The sequence below is a fragment of the Winkia sp. C0117E2 genome, assembly GCF_056590455.1.
This window is the reverse complement of record NZ_JBWPWD010000008.1, coordinates 38,323-56,793: the sequence shown is the minus strand read 5'-3', so window position 1 is coordinate 56,793 and position 18,471 is coordinate 38,323. Positions and strand designations below refer to the sequence as shown.

General features: G+C 52.7%; 15 protein-coding genes and 1 CRISPR repeat array. Of the genes, 7 read left to right on the top strand and 8 right to left on the bottom strand.

What is annotated here, in order from left to right; translation table 11 throughout:
* Positions 1-1,907 (bottom strand): Rib/alpha-like domain-containing protein (locus tag AC1EKG_RS10155; RefSeq protein ID WP_285444520.1); only part of this gene is annotated, 1,907 nt, incomplete at its 3' end.
* Between the two features lie 687 nt (positions 1,908-2,594).
* Between AC1EKG_RS10155 and AC1EKG_RS10150 the strand changes: the two genes are divergently transcribed.
* From AC1EKG_RS10150 to AC1EKG_RS10135, 4 genes are all read left to right on the top strand, one after another.
* On the top strand, positions 2,595-3,926 hold the full coding sequence (locus AC1EKG_RS10150) for an SLC5/6 family protein (RefSeq protein WP_004807138.1): 1,332 nt from the start codon (positions 2,595-2,597) through the stop codon (positions 3,924-3,926).
* 297 nt (positions 3,927-4,223) lie between these two features.
* Positions 4,224-4,607 (top strand): Rid family detoxifying hydrolase, encoded by a 384-nt coding sequence (locus tag AC1EKG_RS10145; RefSeq protein WP_004807140.1) that lies wholly within the window; start codon positions 4,224-4,226, stop codon positions 4,605-4,607.
* A gap of 26 nt (positions 4,608-4,633) precedes the next feature.
* Positions 4,634-5,986, top strand: coding sequence for an aromatic amino acid transport family protein (locus tag AC1EKG_RS10140; protein WP_004807142.1), 1,353 nt, complete (start codon positions 4,634-4,636; stop codon positions 5,984-5,986).
* A gap of 79 nt (positions 5,987-6,065) precedes the next feature.
* The gene (locus AC1EKG_RS10135; protein ID WP_004807143.1) at positions 6,066-7,208 is read left to right on the top strand and encodes a trans-sulfuration enzyme family protein; all 1,143 of its coding nucleotides are present in this window, start codon (positions 6,066-6,068) and stop codon (positions 7,206-7,208) included.
* A 73-nt stretch (positions 7,209-7,281) separates the two neighbouring features.
* Here the strand turns inward: AC1EKG_RS10135 and AC1EKG_RS10130 are convergent, their stop codons facing one another.
* Complete coding sequence (locus tag AC1EKG_RS10130; protein ID WP_004807147.1) at positions 7,282-7,965, bottom strand: helix-turn-helix transcriptional regulator; 684 nt, start codon at positions 7,963-7,965, stop codon at positions 7,282-7,284.
* Positions 7,966-8,263: 298 nt separating this feature from the next.
* Here AC1EKG_RS10130 and AC1EKG_RS10125 point away from each other — a divergent pair, with 298 nt between their 5' ends.
* Positions 8,264-8,485, top strand: coding sequence for a hypothetical protein (locus tag AC1EKG_RS10125; RefSeq protein ID WP_004807149.1), 222 nt, complete (start codon positions 8,264-8,266; stop codon positions 8,483-8,485).
* Positions 8,486-8,643: 158 nt separating this feature from the next.
* On the opposite strand, the gene AC1EKG_RS10120 is transcribed toward AC1EKG_RS10125, so the two are convergent.
* A complete protein-coding gene (locus AC1EKG_RS10120) occupies positions 8,644-9,303 on the bottom strand; it encodes an SDR family oxidoreductase (RefSeq protein ID WP_004807150.1) in 660 nt (219 codons plus the stop codon).
* Positions 9,304-9,362: 59 nt separating this feature from the next.
* Entirely contained in the window at positions 9,363-9,770 is a 408-nt protein-coding gene (locus tag AC1EKG_RS10115; RefSeq protein ID WP_040315302.1) for a YccF domain-containing protein, read from the bottom strand.
* A 180-nt stretch (positions 9,771-9,950) separates the two neighbouring features.
* Between AC1EKG_RS10115 and AC1EKG_RS10110 the strand changes: the two genes are divergently transcribed.
* Positions 9,951-11,984: a hypothetical protein gene (locus tag AC1EKG_RS10110; protein ID WP_004807155.1), complete on the top strand. Its 2,034-nt coding sequence runs from the start codon at positions 9,951-9,953 to the stop codon at positions 11,982-11,984.
* A 143-nt stretch (positions 11,985-12,127) separates the two neighbouring features.
* Positions 12,128-13,377: a CRISPR direct-repeat array (repeat unit 29 nt; unit sequence CTTTTCCCCGCGCGAGCGGGGGTAATTCC).
* A gap of 314 nt (positions 13,378-13,691) precedes the next feature.
* Here the strand turns inward: AC1EKG_RS10110 and cas5e are convergent.
* From cas5e to AC1EKG_RS10090, 4 genes are read right to left on the bottom strand one after another with little or no spacing between them, the layout of a single operon-like run.
* Positions 13,692-14,378, bottom strand: a complete 687-nt coding sequence (gene cas5e / locus AC1EKG_RS10105; RefSeq protein WP_004807158.1) for a type I-E CRISPR-associated protein Cas5/CasD — start codon at positions 14,376-14,378, stop codon at positions 13,692-13,694.
* Positions 14,371-15,429, bottom strand: a complete 1,059-nt coding sequence (locus tag AC1EKG_RS10100) for a type I-E CRISPR-associated protein Cas7/Cse4/CasC (RefSeq protein WP_004807160.1) — start codon at positions 15,427-15,429, stop codon at positions 14,371-14,373. The genes cas5e and AC1EKG_RS10100 overlap by 8 nt, the downstream gene beginning before the upstream one ends.
* A gap of 1 nt (position 15,430) precedes the next feature.
* Positions 15,431-16,027 carry a type I-E CRISPR-associated protein Cse2/CasB gene (gene casB / locus AC1EKG_RS10095; RefSeq protein WP_004807161.1) on the bottom strand — a complete coding sequence of 199 codons (597 nt, stop codon included), beginning with the start codon at positions 16,025-16,027 and terminating at the stop codon, positions 15,431-15,433.
* Positions 16,024-17,628: a type I-E CRISPR-associated protein Cse1/CasA gene (locus AC1EKG_RS10090; protein WP_004807165.1), complete on the bottom strand. Its 1,605-nt coding sequence runs from the start codon at positions 17,626-17,628 to the stop codon at positions 16,024-16,026. The genes casB and AC1EKG_RS10090 overlap by 4 nt, the downstream gene beginning before the upstream one ends.
* Positions 17,629-17,839: 211 nt before the next feature.
* Between AC1EKG_RS10090 and AC1EKG_RS10085 the strand changes: the two genes are divergently transcribed.
* Complete coding sequence (locus AC1EKG_RS10085) at positions 17,840-18,469, top strand: type I-E CRISPR-associated protein Cas6/Cse3/CasE (RefSeq protein WP_256172958.1); 630 nt, start codon at positions 17,840-17,842, stop codon at positions 18,467-18,469.
* Positions 18,470-18,471 lie beyond the last annotated feature (2 nt).

Here is an 18,471-nt window from a genome sequence, read left to right as displayed (position 1 = left end):
GTGATCGGAGTTTCGACACTCTTGCCGGCCTCTACCTTCTTATCCGGGTAGGACATTTCGGGAACAGCCGGGATGACGGTGATCTTGAAAGGAACCGAAATCGGAGTCTTCTTATCTGGCAGCGTCACCAGTACCTTTCCGGTCAAATCGCCCGGAGTCTTATCCTTCGGCGCGTTGTAGGTGATCTTGCCGTCCTGGCCAACGGTTAGCCCATCGGGGGCGTCACCGTCCACAACGAACTTGGTTCCGGTCGGGAACTTGTAACCCTCCGGGGTAGTGATCGGGGATTCGATGCTCTTTCCGGTTTCAACCTTTCCGTCCGGGTACTTAGCTTGAGCCAATGGGGCCTTGAACTTCTTGGTGGCATTAACCTTGTTATGGTCGTTTTTGTCACGTTTGAATTCAATAGTGACATTGCCAGCCTTGTCTACAGTGACCTTGTCAGTATCCTTAAGCTTGTTTACCTTCTTGACCTTGCTGGTGATCTCTGCAATCTGGTCAGGAGTTAACTTGTCCGGATCCGAAACAAGGGTAGCAGGAATCTTCTCGGTGTAGTAGATGGCTGTAGCCTTCAGTACAGGAGAAACAACATTAAGGTCAGTCCGCAGAGTGCCTGAGAATTCCTGTGTGCCAAGCTCATGTTTTAGCCCGTCAACAGAAATTTTCCTGATTATCTTTGAATTTACATCCGCGCGTATTTGAGCCGCCGTCAGGCCTTTATCCTGATTAAACTTTAGAGGGTTGAGTTTCTTGTAGTCGACATCGATCAGCTTTTCTACATCAGCCTGGGTGAACTTCGCATCCTTATCTAGATTGCGGACCACAATGTCTTCTTTAAGGGGTACGACTCTGACCTTGAAGCCATTAGAGAACGACTGCGTATAGTTGTATTCTTTACTCGAATTCCGGTGAATGCCAAGGTATCTGGTACCACCAGCATTATTCGAAATGCTGGAATCGAACTTGCCGGAAATTACCAGTTCGTTGCCCTCGCGCTTTAGATCCAACCCGGAAAGCTGCGCCTTAGCGCTCAAATTGCGGTTGGCGCCCGCATTATTGGTGCCCCAAAGGTCAGAATCATCCCAGTTACCCGCCTTCAGCGGGACACGCACCGCGGGCACCTCGGTAGATAGCTTGTTGCCGGTAGCCGGATCCAAGAACACCAAAATGTCCTTAACCTTGCCCACCACGCTAACGAATTCCTCGGCAGGAACAGTCACAGAATACGGATCCTCGCCGGCCTTGTTAGTTATGGTCAGGTTGCCATTGTCGTCCATCTGTAGCTGAGACTTTTCCAGCTGCAGGTTCGGGTTGGCCTTTAGGAAAGCATCGATCAGCTTAACCTTGTCTTCGGGCGAAATAGTGTAGGAATCGGGGTTATCAACTACCAGTTTGCCAACGTTGTGGTGCGTATGGTTCTGCGGGAACTTACCCTTGTCGAGAAACGCAAACGGTGGAGTGTAATAGAGGATCCTGGTATTACAGGTGACGGCCGGCGCGCCCGCAGCCTTGGGGGTGATCGTAACCTCGACCGTCATAACGCGGTTTCTACGGCCGTCGCCATAAGAACCGGCGTTAGCTTTTTTGATCTTCGAATCCTCGATAGTGATCGTGTAATCAGAGGGGTTCAGTCCCTGCTCGGTAAGCTTCCTAGTAAGAACTTCCTGGACTTCGTCCTTGGTGAGTCCATCTACAAGGAAGAAGTTCTTTGCAACCGCCCCGCCGCAGTGAATCGATTTTGCGGGGTCGCTGGAATGTGCAGAGGGGGCATCAGTAGAGGAGCTAGCGGGAGGGGCTGCTAGCGCTACCGAACCCATGCTACCTAGAATCAGTACAGTAGAAATACCCGCACCAATGGCCCCAGCGGCATGTTTGCGCAGGACCTCATTGGCCTTATTTTTCTTCATGGCTTCCCTTCTTGCTGTAAGCCTCGTAAAAATACAAGTTAGTATTGCCCGCCGTTCAATCTATAAGACGCGTGAACATTGCTTCACTTGCGTATTTTTACTTGAAATCTGGTCAAATAACGCCAGAAGGATAGCATTTTAGTCGCTATTTGAGATATTCCTATTTGTTATAGTCCGTAGCGTCCTATCAAGAAAATGCCACTTTCAGTGCCGCGCTTTCGTGGCTATTCCGCATTATTCTCCGATGCTAGTAAAGAGAATGTTCAGGTGCGCTCGAATATCCTATAAATAGTTACCGACTGGAAACATGATCGCAAGAATCCATAGAACTGCTTGGAAATGTTCGCCGCCGCGCGTCTGCTTACTGCGTCAATCCGCCTGCCCACGTATTCGCTGGTAACGCTAGCTCACCCTCAGCGAGTTGACCCCACCCTCGATAAGTCTGGCCCAGTCCCCGATGTTTGAAAGTGCAGCTTCCGCTTGACAGAGTGGGGTGCCGCTAGGACACTTTTATGCAGCCGCGGTTTATACGCAGCTGAAGGCTTTTGTGTAAGACGCCAGAACTCGAAATGGAGAAAAGGAATATGAACGCTGCCCTGCAACCCAGCAAACGCCGCCCCCGCGTCTTTGGCGGTGGCTGTTGCTGTATGTGTATGCACGAGGAGGGTGCGCAGAAGTAGGGGCGCGATGAGTACGCTAACCGCTCCTGAAACTTCCACCTTTAGTTCGCGCGAACAGCGCCACGCCCTAAAGGCGGGCCTGAGCGTGCCGGAATGGAAGGCCGCCACTAAATTCGACTCGACTGACTGGGGTTGGGTCGTCCTTTCGATCGGCATGGCCATCGGCGCCGGCATCGTCTTCTTACCCGTCAAAGTAGGCATCATCGGCGTATGGGTGTTCCTGGTTTCAGCCGTGATCGCCTACCCAGCAATGTGGCTGTTCCAAAAGCTCTTCATCAACACCCTGGCCAAATCCAAGCGATGCGAAGACTACCCGTCAGTCATTGCCGGCTATCTTGGCAAAAACTGGGGGATGCTGCTGGGGCTGCTGTACTTCATAATGTTGGCGATATGGGTGTTCGTGTATTCGACCGCGATTACCAACGATTCGGCCTCGTACCTGAAAACCTTTGGCATCACCCGCACCAACCTATCCAGTGCGCCCCTGTACGGGCTGGGGATCGTGTGTATTCTGGTTGCCATCGCCTCCACGGCCGAAAAGGTGCTGTTCCGCATCTCCTCGATCATGGTAATCACCAAGATCACGATCATCTTCCTACTTGGGGTAGTGATGATTCCCCGCTGGGACATTTCCAACATTGGCGTTTTCCCTGACCTGGGTTACTTGGTCAAGCAGACGATTGTGCTGCTGCCGTTTACGCTGACATCGATCCTGTTCATCCAGTCGCTATCGCCCATGGTGATTTCGTTCCGCAGCCACAACAAAAACATCGAGGTGGCACGCTACAAATCCGTGCGCGCCATGAACATCGCGTTCTTCACCCTTTTCGTGGTCGTGTTCTTCTACGCCATGTCCTTCAACCTAGTGCTGGGTCACGATCAGGCGGTGCAAGCCGCCAACGAAAACATTTCCACGCTGGCGATCGCCGCCCGCAACCTAGACGGGGCATGGGTGCAGATCCTGAGCGTCGTTCTGAACATCTTCGCTGTCATGACCGCCTTCTTCGGCGTCTTTCAAGGATTCAAAGAGGCCTGCCAAGGCATCGCCATGAATGTCGTCAAGCGTTTCGTTCCCGAGGAACGCATCAACCGCCGGCTACTATCCTTCGCCATCTTAGTGTTTGGTGTTCTGGTCTCATGGGGAGCGATCGTCCTCAACGCTCCCGTGCTGTCATTTACGTCCATCTGCTCGCCCATCTTCGGCATGATCGGGTGCCTGATTCCCACCTACTTGGTGCTGCGCGTAAAATCGCTGCGCGAACTGCGCGGGCCAGGCCTGATCCTTATAGTATTTGCCGGCATCCTACTGCTAGTATCGCCCTTCCTGGCGTTTAGCTAGCAAGAGTAGAGGGGCGGTTTCAGTGTTGAAGCCGCCCCTAGCTCACCGGCGTGGTGGGGTGGCCGCCCTCGTTAGCGTGTGAAAAACCTGTCTGTTGAGCGATTGGGTCTTTCAACCTAATGTTGAAAAACTGTTGAAAACTGGCCGCTAATTTCGGGGTGGCCCGTCGGATAGGGGCGTAAAACGGCGGAAAGAGGCTGAAAAAATAGTTTCAACAAATAGTTGACTTGGATGGGGTGTTTGCGCCAATATTTTTGTAGCGCCGGCAGGGCGCACATAAGTATTTTTGGAGGAAAAATGCCTAAGGTAAACATGGTCCCTAAAGCAGTAGGACCCTATTCGGCAGCAAAAGCTGCAGGCAACGTGATTGCAGTGTCTGGCCAACTGCCGCTGAACCCGGAAACTGGGCAGATTGAAGTAGTAGACGTTACGGCTCAGGCGGCCCAGTCGCTGCGCAACGTCGCGGCAGTCCTAGCCGAATTTGGTTGCACGCTAAACGACGTTTTTAAAACCACGGTGTTATTGGCTGACATGGACGACTTTGCGGCAGTAAACGAAGTGTATGCGAACGCCTTCAAAGACGTAGAAAAATATCCCGCCCGCAGTGCCTTCCAAGTTGCAGCCCTGCCGATGGGCGCACGGGTAGAAATAGAAGCCCTGGCTACGTGCCCAACCAAATGAATAGAACTACTAGATAGGAAACGGCAGTGACAACGACAGTGTCCAGCAACGAAGCTGAAGCCGATTCAAGCGGGGCGTGTACCGGTAGCAGAGTTAGCAAACACGCAAAAAAGGCAGGCCTAACTGAAGAAGAATGGCAAAAAGCCGTAAGATTCGACTCCACGGACTGGGGCTGGATCGTCATGTCCATTGGAATGGCTATTGGGGCAGGAATCGTGTTCCTGCCAGTAAAAGTCGGAATAATTGGGGTGTGGGTATTTCTTGTATCCGCAGTAATTGCCTACCCGGCAATGTGGCTGTTCCAAAGACTGTTCATTAACACGCTGGCGCATTCGAAAAAATGTGAAGACTATCCGAGCGTGATCGCGGAATACTTGGGCAAGAACTGGGGGATGCTGCTGGGGCTGCTCTACTTCATAATGTTGGTGATATGGGTGTTCGTGTACTCAACTGCGATCACCAACGATTCGGCCTCATACCTGAAGACATTCGGAATCACAAAGACTAACTGGTCTTCAAACCCGCTTTACGGATTGGCGATTGTGTGTGTGCTGGTGGCTATCGCTTCGGCGGCAGAAAAAATTCTTTTCCGTATCTCCTCGGTGATGGTGATTACCAAAATAACGATCATCTTCCTACTTGGGGTAGTGATGATTCCCCGCTGGGACATAGCCAATATTGGCGCCTTCCCGGACATGGGGTACCTGGTCAAGCAGACGATTGTGCTGTTGCCGTTTACGCTGACATCGATCTTGTTTATACAGTCGCTTTCGCCCATGGTGATATCGTTCCGCAGCCACAACAAAAACATCGAGGTGGCACGGTATAAATCTGTGCGCGCGATGAACATTGCCTTCTTTATATTGTTTACCGTTGTGTTTTTCTACGCCATGTCCTTCAACCTGGTGCTAGGGCACGACCAGGCAGTACAAGCGGCAAACGAGAACATCTCGACCCTTGCGATCGCTGCGCGAAACCTAGACGGAGCCTGGGTACAGATCCTGAGCGTCGTTCTGAACATCTTCGCCGTGATGACCGCCTTCTTCGGCGTCTTCCAAGGCTTCAAAGAGGCCTGCCAAGGAATAGCCACGAACGTGATAAAGAGGTTCATCCCCGAAGAGAAAATAAATCGCAAATTACTCGCAGTAGGAATCTTAGTGTTCGGGGTGCTAGTTGCCTGGGGTGCGATCGTGTTGAACGCGCCGGTACTCTCGTTCACCTCGATCTGCTCGCCCATCTTTGGGATGATCGGCTGCCTGATTCCCACCTACTTGGTGCTGAAAGTGCCCTCCCTGCGGGAGCTGCGTGGGCCAGGCCTGATCCTTATAGTATTTGCCGGCATCCTACTGCTAGTATCGCCCTTCCTGGCGTTTAGCTAGCCAAACAAACCAAACGTTCCACTACATCGTTGTGAATCAAAACAAAGCACGCCAGTTGTGCTTTCTAAAAGAGGTAAAAATGCAAACAAACACAAAACTGATCCACGGCTACCAGGTCTTCGACCAGTACACCGGATCGTCTTCCATCCCGATCTACCAGTGTTCGACCTTCAAACAAGAATCGCTTGAAGCAGCCCCCGAATACACCTATTCGCGTTTCGGCAACCCCACCCGCCACGCCCTCGAAGTAGGGGTAGCCAAAGTAGAAGGAGGCGAACACGCCTTCGCTTTCGCCTCTGGAATGGCCGCAATATCGGCGGCGCTACTCACCTTCAACAAGGGCGACCACGTAGTAATGTGCAAATCCATCTACGGGGGCACCTTCCAACTGGCCACCGAAGTGATGGCACGATTCGGCATCGAAGCATCCTTCGTAGACGAAACTGACCTTACCGCGTGGGAAGGGGCAATCAAAGAAAACACGAAAGGCATCTACCTAGAAACCCCCTCTAACCCGCTGCTAAACGTCACCGACATTAGAGGCGTAGTAGAAATAGCCAAGCGCCACGACCTGGTAACCATCGCCGACAACACCTTTATGACTCCGCTATTCCAGCGTCCTCTAGACCTAGGCGTAGACGTTGTAATCGAATCGGCAACCAAGTTCTTCAACGGCCATTCCGACGTAATCGCAGGCATGGTAATAACCAGCGACGACGCCCTGGCAGAAAAAATATTCCTGCTGCAGAAAGCGCTTGGAGGCACGCTAGGAGTTGAAGACTGCTGGCTGGTTATGCGCGGCATGAAGACGATGGGGCTGCGAATGGCCCAGTCAGGTAAATCCGCCCTCGAAATTGCAAAGATGCTAGAAGAGCACCCAGCGGTAAAAGCACTGCACTACCCGGGGTTGGAATCGCACCCAGCCCACAAACTACACATGTCGCAAGCTAGCAGCGGCGGTGCCGTACTATCCTTCGAGGTGGCCGATAGGCAGACCGTGAACAGACTGGCCCAAGTGCTGAAGCTGCCCATCTTGGCCGTCAGCCTTGGCGGAGTCGAATCTATCCTTTCCTACCCGGCGGCAATGTCGCACGCCTGCATGAGCCCTGAAGAACGCGCCAAACAGGGCGTAACTGACGGGCTGCTACGCCTGTCGGTAGGAATCGAAGAAACCTCCGACATTATTGCCGACCTGAAGCAGGGGCTCGACCAAATCCTGTAACCGGCAAAGGTAATGCATCTAGGACTGGGCGTTGTGTGTGAAAGCCGCGTGGCGATCGTGCGCAACGCCCAACCTATTTCCTATTGCCAAGTTCCTTTAGATAGTTATAGATAGTAAAACGCGTAACCTCCAACGCGCTGGCAACCTTTTCAACCGACTCCTTCAAAACGAAAAAACCGCGATCTTGAAGATCTGCCACCACCGCTATTTTTTGACTCTTAGTCATCTTTGCGACAGGGGAGCCAGCCCTAGCAATAGCACTTTTCAGTAAATCTGCCGCGAGCTCGTCAACATCTTTGCTAAAAACTTCTGCATCCGGAGGCGGAGTTTGGGTATTGCCCACGACCGCGGGAGGAATTAGCGAGTTCAAAGCTTGCTGCAAAGTCTTCCAAACTGAAACATCCTTAATAACGCACAATGCGGCAACTGGGGTGCCGTTAGAGGCGCGAAAAACAATTGTCGAACAGGAAACGTCACTACCGTCAGCCGCCTTGGTGCTGTAGTTGTATTTAGTTTCCAGATTCCCGGTAGAAGTATCCTGCATAAGAGTGTTTGTGGCGACCCCTCCGATGCTACGCCCGGTAATGCTGCCGGCTATTGCAACAATAGAATTTGGCAGTTTTGAAAGGTCGTGAAGCACGACCTCGCTGGGGGCAGGTAAAACAGCCTGAAGAGGTTCTACCAGAGGGATCAAAGTGCGGATAATGATTTTCCGTTCAGCTGAGAGATCGGAGTTGAGGTTCTTTTCTAAACCCATCGCGCCTGCCTAGTTGCGGATCTGTAACAGAGTTCAGAAAAATTATAAGGTACCTAACCGAAACAAGGCTGCGTCCTTAGGGTGTGCGCCTTAGAGCGAATCTGCCTAGGGCGGTGAAAGTTAAATCTGAAGTAAGCGTAGGCAGAAGGTCCTCACCCGGTACTGTAGTGATGGCAAAGAGTGGAAAATGTCCAGGCGAGGGCGTAAAATAAAGATGCGTCACATGGTTGGTGATGCCAGCCAACGTGCTGTAAGTGAAGTTCCCGCAAGGACGGGAATCTGGAAAAGAGGATTGAAAATGAGCCGCAATAGCGACTCCGACAAGCCGCGCATCAAACAGAATAACCTACTACTAATCAGTGCGATTATGATCCCTGTACTGTGCATGGTCAGCTCAGGGCCTGTGTTCATCAGCAGGTGGGCGCCCGCAATGATCACCTGGTTCGTAGCCATGATCCTGGCACTCGTAACTATCTATGCGGCCATCCGCTCAACAATGCCCCGCGCACCCAGATCATAAGTACTGGCCAATTGGCCCATTGGCACCACTTTTTGTGGTGCCAATTTTTTATTCCCGCCCCAGGGGGCGTGCCCTCGCGCGCACACAAAAGGGGCGCAGCCCTCGCAAACATACGAAACGGGGCCGAGAACAAGCCCGGCCCCGCCCAAAGAAAAGCTCTAGCTGAGGTTCGCCAAATAATCCGCGACCGGGGTATCCCCATCAGCCAAAAGCACAGTCTTGCCCACAGTATGCGGCTCGTCCGTGGCGGTCACTGCAACCTGCGCAACGTTAGCGCGCGAAATGCGGCGGCGACCGTCGGAACCAGGCTCGGCGTCTACGCGGCCAGTACCCTTGTCTAAAGTGAGGGGGCCAGGAGCCAAAATAGTCCAATCTAGCCCGCTCTCGCGCAAATGCTCGTCAGCCTGCTTCTTAGCCTGCCAGTAGTAATGGAAATCGGTGGACTTATCGGGCTCACCCTGAGCGTTAGCACCATCGTAAGAGACCATCACGAAACGCTTCACGCCAGCAGCCTTCGCGGCTTCCATAGTGCGGATAGCAGCATCGCGGTCCACGCCAAGAGTGCGCTCCGGATCCCCACCGCCAGCGCCCGCAGACCACAAAATAGCGTCCACGCCCTCGAGCTCCTTAGCGATCTTTTCTTGATCCATCTGCTCAATGGAATTCAGCTCACCCTTCACGCTGGCAACACTAACCTCCTCGACGTGAGCAGGGTTGCGAACCCAGGCGCGAACAGCGTAGCCGCCCTCGGCAAAAAGAGGACCAGCAATACGCGCAACCTTCCCATGGCCACCAATGATTACAACTGTTTTACTCATGTCTTCACGCTAACAAGCCCCACGGGGCCCCGGAAGGGTAATTGCTGTGCGTGAACAAGCTAAGTCAGCGGGGTTTGAACCGTGACCTCGGCAGACTCGTTAGGCACGATCTGCTTGCCAAACGGAAAACACGAAATGGGAATCAGCTTGATATTCGCAATCGCCACCGGAATTCCAACAATAGTAAGCATCTGCACGAACGCGGTGCCGATGTGCCCGATGGCGAGCCAAAGACCCGCAACCAAAAACCACACAGCATTCATAAGCGCCGAGCCGGCACCCGCCCCCGGCTTAGGCACAACCTTGCGCCCAAACGGCCACAAAATATACCAAGCCATGCGGAAACAAGCTACCGCAACCGGGATAGTCACAATGAAGATGCACCCAGCGATACCAGCAGCAATATAAAGAAAAAACAGCTCCAAGCCAGCCATAAAGAGCCACAAAATATTGAAAATTACGCGCAACATGAGCCAAAGTCTACCGGCAGAACCCGGACAGGTTCACCCCACCTTCACCTAGAGGTCAAAGAAGCGTTGCTTTGGCTAGCTAGGCTGACGCGGAATAAACACGGCCCGGCGGCCTGGAAGAGGGGCCCACCGGGCACTACAGAACATCACAGCCCTGCAGGCCGAAAGGGAGAAGAAATGGTAGTGAAAAAATTAGGGGCGCTGGCAACCATCACAGCCGCAACCATGGTCGCGATGCCGTTCGCGCAAGCGGGCGAGGCGGATGTGCCCGTTGCACCGAAAGCAACGGGAGCGGCCGTGAAAGCGCCCTCGGACATGGGCAAATACAATACGCAGACGAACGGAACCCTAGAAAAGCCGGCAACAATCTGGGCAGAAAACTTCGACGAGCTGCACCTACCCGACTGGTTCTCACACACCGGGCCCAAAGGGTGGAAAGTGAAAACCTCGAAAGCCTCCTCGGGCGAAAAGCGCTGGCGAGGCTGGACCTTCACAGACGTGCGCCAGTGGACCTGGGCGGCAGGCACAGATGAACGCCACTGGTTCACCCGCGGCAGCGGCAACTTCGCGGTGATGGAATCTGAACACCAGCGACTAGCCAAAGACGAAAGCTTCTCAACAGCGCTGGTGACCCCCCAGATTCCGGTAGGCGGACAAAACCAGCTAGTGCTGGGATTCGACTCCCACTACCGGCAGGGCAAAAAGGGCCAAAACGCCACCGTAACCATCAGCTTTGGCGGCGGGGAAGGCCAAACCCTGCTTACCCTGGATAAGAACGACTACTCTAACCACCACGAGCTGGAGGTAAAAGTGCCGGGCGGAGCCAAGACGGCACAAATATCCTTCAATTACAACAACTCATACAACGATAAGTGGTGGGCAATTGACAATGTTGCCCTACACAAGCCGTACAAATACGAAGATAAAAAGCCTACAGGAATTATCGACATTATTTCCGACACGCACGCAAACCCCGACGCCCCAACAAATGGGAAAAAATGGGGGCGGGCAATGGACCGCATTTCCGCATTCAAAGACAAGAGTACGGCGCTAGTGGTAAACGGTGATTTCGTGGACACCATGCGCGATAAGAACTACTTCGAAGCCGAAAAGATATTGAAAGCTCACCCCTACACGGGAGCCGACATACTGTGGGGCAGCGGCAACCACGAACAGTACGGGCAAGAACTATCCAGCGAAAAAGCACAGAAAAACTTTTTGACCTGGGCTGACCGAGACAAGCCGTACGCGGAAAAAGTAGTTGGGGGAGTGGTGCTCATCGCCCTCGGAACCGAATACTACGACGACCACGCCTCCCAGGGGAAAGAACCGTTTTGGAACGCGTCGCAGGCCCAACTCTATTGGTTGAAAGGGCGGCTGGACCACTGGGAAAACGAAGGGCGGCCGGTGCTCATATTTTCCCACTACACCCTAGCCAACACGGTTTCGGGTACGCATTCGGCCTGGTACCAGAACGATTACAACGACGTTGAAGAGCTCAACGACATTTTGAGTGGACGCAAAAACGTTGCCTTCTTTACCTCCCACACCCACGACATTGTTACGCTAAACGACTGGTGGGGGCGCTACACCTTGCCTGAAAATGTTGGAGATGGAATACCCGTCTTCAACACGGGCGCCGTCAAAGAAGGAATCGTCCCCGACGGCGACAATGACGAAGAAACGTTGAAAGACGACCGTTCGTCCTCACTACGAGCCCGCGTTTTCGACGACCACCTGACCGTCGAAGCCTGGGACCTAGTTTCCGGGAAAAAGGTACAAGAAGTAACCCTGCCAATCGGAGCGGGAGCGACAGCCGGGGGAACTGACGATGGCTCCAACGGCGGCAAGGACGGTGAGGGCGCCTCCGGCAGCAAGGACGGTTCCACCGGTACTGACGAGGGCGACAACACTAGCGATCCCGGCGCGCAACCCGGCACCGAGCCTGGAACGCAGCCTGGGGCAAAGCCTGGAAGCCAACCCGGTGCAAAGCCTAGTTCGCAACCAGGTGCTCAGCCCAGCGGCGAAGGCAAAAACGCTGGGGGCAAAAACGGCGGCAAGTCTGATGCGGAACGGCAAGCGAGTGAGCCAAAAACAGTCGGCTCGTTCATAGCGACAACTGGAGCGACAGCTTTAGTACCCACTCTGCTAGGAGCCATGGCAATGATTAGCCTGGGCGCAGTTGCAAAACTAAGCCGCAAAAAGAACTGACCGAGGCTAGCGTCAGGGGCTGAGTTGGAGAACTCAGATGGTGCGTTACTAGGCATAGATACGCACCTTGCAGGCGGCAGACTGTAAGATAGCTACCAGCATGGAAGAATGATACAGACGCCCAAAAGCGCAGGTCATTTAGACTTTTCCCCGCGCGAGCGGGGGTAATTCCTGCGATTCGTAAATAGGAATCGGGCGCGGCACCTTTTCCCCGCGCGAGCGGGGGTAATTCCAATGCAAACCTGGCCAATACCAACCCAAACCGCTTTTCCCCGCGCGAGCGGGGGTAATTCTTCACAAAAGGGGAATGATGTCGGAACAGTATTCTTTTCCCCGCGCGAGCGGGGGTAATTCCACTGGAGATTACCCCCGGCGACTATGAGATTGCTTTTCCCCGCGCGAGCGGGGGTAATTCCTACTTTCAAATCTCAAGCCTATACATCACATGCTTTTCCCCGCGCGAGCGGGGGTAATTCCCATGCTGCCCCAATACCGACCACAGGCACCCACTTTTCCCCGCGCGAGCGGGGGTAATTCCAAAAATAATATTATAAAAAAGAAGGGGTTGAACTTTTCCCCGCGCGAGCGGGGGTAATTCCATTTTATTATGGGATACGCGTATAACACTAAACTTTTCCCCGCGCGAGCGGGGGTAATTCCTATCGCGCAGATTATTGCCGCCCTTTTAGGCTCTTTTCCCCGCGCGAGCGGGGGTAATTCCACTCGAATACGAAGTCATTGATGAGGCCGCGTCTTTTCCCCGCGCGAGCGGGGGTAATTCCCCCCTTCCGCCGATACGCAGAAGCACGCTATGCTTTTCCCCGCGCGAGCGGGGGTAATTCTGGTAAATGCCTTGGATGCTTAAAAAGTTTATGCTTTTCCCCGCGCGAGCGGGGGTAATTCCGCTGCCTCGCAACGGTTGAGCAGCTGCTCGAGCTTTTCCCCGCGCGAGCGGGGGTAATTCCACATGCTCATGTCACCGGCGCGAGCATACATACTTTTCCCCGCGCGAGCGGGGGTAATTCCGCACATTCACGCACATTCGGCTTTCGGGCTTTTCTTTTCCCCGCGCGAGCGGGGGTAATTCTGTTTATTTCTATGCCGTTTTGCTCATACCAGTCTTTTCCCCGCGCGAGCGGGGGTAATTCCCTCCATGCCACGCTACCCGCAGCTAGGATTTGCTTTTCCCCGCGCGAGCGGGGGTAATTCCACAACAACACCAACAGCAACGACGCAACCGAGCTTTTCCCCGCGCGAGCGGGGGTAATTCCTATTAATTTGCTGCCCTGCCTCATTAGCGTTTCTTTTCCCCGCGCGAGCGGGGGTAATTCCGCTTCTTCGCGCCAATCACGCCGCGCCCCTTCCTTTTCCCCGCGCGAGCGGGGGTAATTCCTGAGCTCAGAGCAGTCTCGCCAGCAGGTCCTTCTATTCCCCGTGAGAATGGAACAGGGAGAAATTCGATAAATGTTACTCGACCACTGTCGAGTGGCGTGTCACGTGCAGCTCAGATACGTGTAGGAATAATCGTTTAATATGTCATAGCCGTTTCTGTAGCTGTTGCATTTAGTTGCAGTAGCGGCCATTCTTATCTACACCTAACCCTATTGGTTTCAGGCTATTTAAGGACGCTCCCTGCCGTAAGTAGCATGCCCCGTGATTGATTAACGTAGGGGACGCGTCAGCAATCATTCCCGAGTCTTTTAGGCGTTAGAGCTGCAGTTTTTCCTTCACACTTGCGTACCATTGTTCTCGTGTGCCAACAGTGGTGAATTGCTGGCGTCTAGGTGCTAATTCCTGTCCGGGAACATAGTCCTTTATAGTGGCGAACCGTTCTTTAAAGTTGCTGTTCGTTACGAATAGTGGCAATTTCGCGAAATCTTTTGTGGGCCCTATACCAAGGTAAAATGGAAAGGAAGGTGCGAATGCCTTCCTGCCTAGGTAGGTGCTATATGTGGGATCACGTAGTGCGGCTGCAATATCTTTAGTATGGTCAGCACAAGTAATCTGAACTATAAATTCAGAGTCAGCTAGATACGTCCGTTTCGAAATTGCGGTGCCGCTCTGAGCATCAGGAGTAAAGCTCATGCTCTTATCGCTTGCCCGTAGATTATGTGCGATAATGATGCGCCTGCGGAACATCTCTTCTTTATACGGCGGGTTTATGGTTTGGAATTCGTCGACTACGCGACCGGGCCGATCTTGCCGTACCGAAAAGAAAACCTCATCTAACCAGTCTTCCCAGCTCCCACGCTTATATCCCAGTGCCCCAGCTAAGAGGCCTTTCAAACCGCTAGCTGTGGGAAAGCGGTTAGTATGCGCCACGTTGCCGGTTATTTTCATGCCGGTCCACGATTGTAATGGGCCGGCTAGCCTAAGGTATATGGACTTACTCATCAGAACCGATCCATGCGACTACAGCATCTACAAGCTCCTTCTTCGTGGCCACACGTAGGTATCCAAAGCGTCCGTCAAGGTTGCCGTAGGTGCCGGAAACGATCTGGCAAGGCCCGAAGTTGTCGGGATCGAATCGCCGCGCGGCAGCGTATTGCTCGGCAAGACGCTGAACGCTAGATTCGAGGTAACCACCGCTCTCGGCCGGCTCAACTGGCGTCTCAAAGTCGTATGCGGTGCGGTAGCGCTGCTCTTCTGCAACAACTACCGCAGGCATTGCATATGGGGCTGTTGAATGTTCTTTGCCTCGAGGCTGCCCATAAAGAATTGCGTTTATGAGTTCGCGCAGATTGGACTCGGAGTCAGCCTTGCCAAAGCCTGTCCAGCTCTCTTTCAGCTGCTCGCGATCTATGGTCACGGTTCTGTAGAAAATGCCGTTCGTGTAGTTCGCGACCCCCAGGAAGGTAGCGCCAGTTTGATGGTTGCGTTCCTTTATATCGTCAGTGGTGGAGAAATAGTCGTTGTCAATGTTGGCTTGGTGAGTTGTGAGTGCGGGGGATACACTCAGCGCTGCCTCTGTGCCTTTTTCAGCTTTGTTCGCGAACATGCGGCCGAAGCTAGCAATAGCAAGGCTGCCAGTCTGTCCATCGGCAATGAAATCGTTGTCAGAATTGGCAAGAGCGGCCGTTGCTGCAGTCTGGATCTCTTCTTGGCTCATCCAAGAGGAGCGAGATGCCTCATTCTCCGACGACGAGCTTTTGGTAAGAGAACCGATTATTTTCTTCGCATGTTTCAATACTTGTTTTTGATCGGCATCCTGCTTTATCTTCAAAGCTGTGCGTAGCACTTCGTCTGCTAAATCCCCTGATCGTACGGATGCGTCGAGTGAGGCATTCTCGTAGATGGTACGAATCCCCTTTTTTATAGACTGTGAGGAGTGCATGGCCCGCAAAGCGCCCCCTTGATATATACGCTTAGGAACGCCGGAATCATCGCGGTTGAGGTTGGAATAGCTGACTGGGGTAAGGATGTGCAGAGTAAGATTGCGGTACATATTAGTCCTCGTGATCTGTTTGTTCTAAGGATTTGTTTAATTCTGAGGTTTGTGGAACAAAGGAGTAATAATCGCGCAATATGCGCAATCGTGATTGTTTTGAGGTTTGTGATACTCCCTTTCCCCACCTTAAAAAGGTATGAAGTAAATTTACGTAGTCGATAGCCGGACAAGCGGTTTTGTTGGAGGATGCTATCTGAAAAATACGTCTAATAGTCAGAATAGCCTGCTCAAGTGGTTGGGTGTGGATGTATGTAAGCCGATTCTCGATAACCGTGTCACTACCGCGAATATCTGACCGGGCCATTGCAACCTGGCGTGCCCAGAGCCCGAGCGTATGTTTCCGTAGCTCGGCTTCAGCCTGTGGCACGTTTGCGAATTCAGCAATAATGGCTGCAACACGAAGCAACGCAATGCGTTCATCGTCACGTTCAGGATTCTGAGCGTAAGGAATAATGTATGGGTAGGCGTAGAATTCAGTCTGGCTAATGGCCCCCTTGCGGATGGCTGAAAGCTCACGTCGCCTACCCTCCTCCCTCCAGTTAAGAATCTTGTAAACGAGCTCTTTATATGCCGGCGTCGAACTCACTTCATTCATTTCTTCACGTCTTTCTTTGGAGTGATCAGGTTAGCCGTTTTCCGGAGGTTATAGGACACTCTACTTCTAACGAATCCGATGCGATTGGGATAAATTTGAGCGTAGGCTTCTGTTATTTCGTCAAATGCTGATAAAGAAGCATCCACTGCCCTCTGGTATAGTTCGCGGGGCAATGTTGAGGACTCAGTATCTTGGATACTGCGAATAAAGTCTTGGTATACGTCGCTGATATTGCGCCAAAAAGCATTTACTACGTCGGTTTTTCTTGTGGCCAGTGGATCCAGTGCGTAAATGCGCCCTTCAGAATCTGTGTCTTCCTTACCTGCCCGCCGGAAAGGAGCACTTACCGCGCGAAGTAAGCCCTGAATCATAAGGGCACAGTCGCAAACCGCAGCTTGCAGTTCTTGGTTCAGGTCCAGTACCCATTTGGAGGGATCTGGGAAATATACAACTGACGCTAAAATTCCTGGAGACTGTGCCGTTTTACCTATTTGGTGCCTGATGAAGGATAGGCTCCTGTGTGCGCGAGGGACCGGTGCTAAACAGTCTCGACCAGCAAACTTGGGTATGTTTTGACGAGCGGCCCACTCTACGGCAAGTTTTGTGGGGTCTTCACCTATGTCCATTCTTGCGGCGTGTGCCTTACCATCGTTGCCGGTTATGTACAAATAAAGGGGGTCGGTTAAATTTCTGGTATCCCACCAGGCTTTTGCGGCGGCCTTTCGCTCGGAAGGAGAACCGCTATGTGTTCCCATTTCGAGTGCGTACCATTGTTCGGGTATGCCTCCTATACGAACTTGTAGGAGCCTACCGTTTTCCCAGCGACAAGCGGGCGCGTTAGAGCTCCAAGATGCGCACCAGAGCGGATGATGCCCATCAGTGGACTTTGATTCCCGGCCTTCCCTATCTGCCCATGCAGGTAGGCCAGACCCCTGTACCCACTTCCAAGGAATCAGTCCTAAGAGGGTTTCCAAGAGGTTGCGGCCTCGCCAAAATATTTCTGTGGCGCTATTTTCTTTGCCTAAAAATCGTATCCCTGGGGCTCCCATCTGCATTTTTCGGTTAGCGTACTTTCCGTTCCCTGCCATGGAGTAAAAACTGTGCACCACTAAGGATCTAGCCGCGGAAGCTGAGTGTAGGAATTCCTGCTCGGGCAATGAAAGGTCCCAAAAAGAATCGCCTTGCTCAGAAGGCACCGTTGGAAGTAATTTTCGGACTGTGTCCTCTTTGGGGCGAAACTTAGTTGTTAAGTCAGGATGTTTGGCAGCCGGCTGTTGCATAAACGGCTTATCAGGACTGTCTAAATACGATACTTCAAGCAGCCTGTCTAGAGTTTTATTCACGGCCGCTGCTGGTAAACCGTTTTCCAGTAGTTCGTCTGAGTCTATATATTTTTCTTCTACATCTACAATGGAAGAATCAATATTCCTTAGAACCAGTGGCAAAAGATATGCCAAGAAACGGAGCTGAGCGCCGTATTCGTAGCCGGGCACGTTGGGGTCTAGATTAGTAGTATGCGCAGCTAGTAAGGCCTCTTCTACCGTTGCCGGTCCAGTGGCTAGGCCTATCCATTTAGGGCCACGCAAAGCGTTGTACTTCACTAGCGCTCCTTTCTGTTTCTAGAAGGCTAGCACGTGGTACCCCCACCTATGGCAAGCTTATAAAAGATTATAAATAAGTCTTCGCTCAGGCCGTTTTTAGGCTAGTGTGAAAGACAGTTAATCTTACTAGTCTGATGCGGTGAAATATTACTAGTTCGTCAGTAGAAAAGAGGATGAATTGGGTACAACGGCTTTCCTAACGCGCTTTCCAGTGCACGCCGCGCTCGGAAGAGGTGCCGCCCATAAACCAAGTAAGGGTTGGGATGTGAACGATCCTAGCTTCCGGCACAGGGCAGTCATGGCACTGTTTGGGCAGACCAATAATGCTAACCCTCGCGAACATGGCAAGATTCTCTTTCGCTTTGAATTTCTGCCAGGTCAGGCCCCCTATTTTTTGGTCCAGTCCTTGGCGCGGCCTCAGGAAGGTGATCTTGTAGGGCAAATAGAAATCAAAGAAGTTGATCTGACGCCTCCGCCCTCGGGAAGTGTAGTCCGTTTCCGGCTTGCGGTAAACGCAATTCAACGCAAAGGCGCCAAAGGCGTAAACCCGATACCTGCCGATTTTGAAGAAGCGCCAGAGGGCGTGCCCCACCTCAGCGAGTGGCTTGCAGGTAAGCTGCGGGGCGCTCTAAGCGAAATTGAAATTGTCTCCCACCAGCGCCAGCTCTTGGGTGCAAACCGCAATGGGAAAAACAAGAACGGCGTGTTAGTTCAGGTAGACACCATAGACGGAGTGGCTAAGGTGGGCGATTCGGATGCTTTAGAAAACCTTATTATCAACGGCGTGGGCAGGGCTAAAGCCTACGGCTGTGGCCTGCTATCTGTACAAGCAGTGCGGTAGCA

What these genes read in the sequence shown, in the direction of transcription:
- AC1EKG_RS10100 (WP_004807160.1), bottom strand. Translation starts at nt 15,429, where the DNA reads ATGTACCGCAATCTTACTCTGCACATCCTTACCCCAGTCAGCTATTCC.
- AC1EKG_RS10110 (WP_004807155.1), top strand. Translation starts at nt 9,951, where the DNA reads ATGGTAGTGAAAAAATTAGGGGCGCTGGCAACCATCACAGCCGCAACC.
- AC1EKG_RS10150 (WP_004807138.1), top strand. Translation starts at nt 2,595, where the DNA reads ATGAGTACGCTAACCGCTCCTGAAACTTCCACCTTTAGTTCGCGCGAA.
- AC1EKG_RS10120 (WP_004807150.1), bottom strand. Translation starts at nt 9,303, where the DNA reads ATGAGTAAAACAGTTGTAATCATTGGTGGCCATGGGAAGGTTGCGCGT.
- AC1EKG_RS10130 (WP_004807147.1), bottom strand. Translation starts at nt 7,965, where the DNA reads ATGGGTTTAGAAAAGAACCTCAACTCCGATCTCTCAGCTGAACGGAAA.
- AC1EKG_RS10135 (WP_004807143.1), top strand. Translation starts at nt 6,066, where the DNA reads ATGCAAACAAACACAAAACTGATCCACGGCTACCAGGTCTTCGACCAG.
- AC1EKG_RS10145 (WP_004807140.1), top strand. Translation starts at nt 4,224, where the DNA reads ATGCCTAAGGTAAACATGGTCCCTAAAGCAGTAGGACCCTATTCGGCA.
- cas5e (WP_004807158.1), bottom strand. Translation starts at nt 14,378, where the DNA reads ATGAGTAAGTCCATATACCTTAGGCTAGCCGGCCCATTACAATCGTGG.
- AC1EKG_RS10125 (WP_004807149.1), top strand. Translation starts at nt 8,264, where the DNA reads ATGAGCCGCAATAGCGACTCCGACAAGCCGCGCATCAAACAGAATAAC.
- casB (WP_004807161.1), bottom strand. Translation starts at nt 16,027, where the DNA reads ATGAATGAAGTGAGTTCGACGCCGGCATATAAAGAGCTCGTTTACAAG.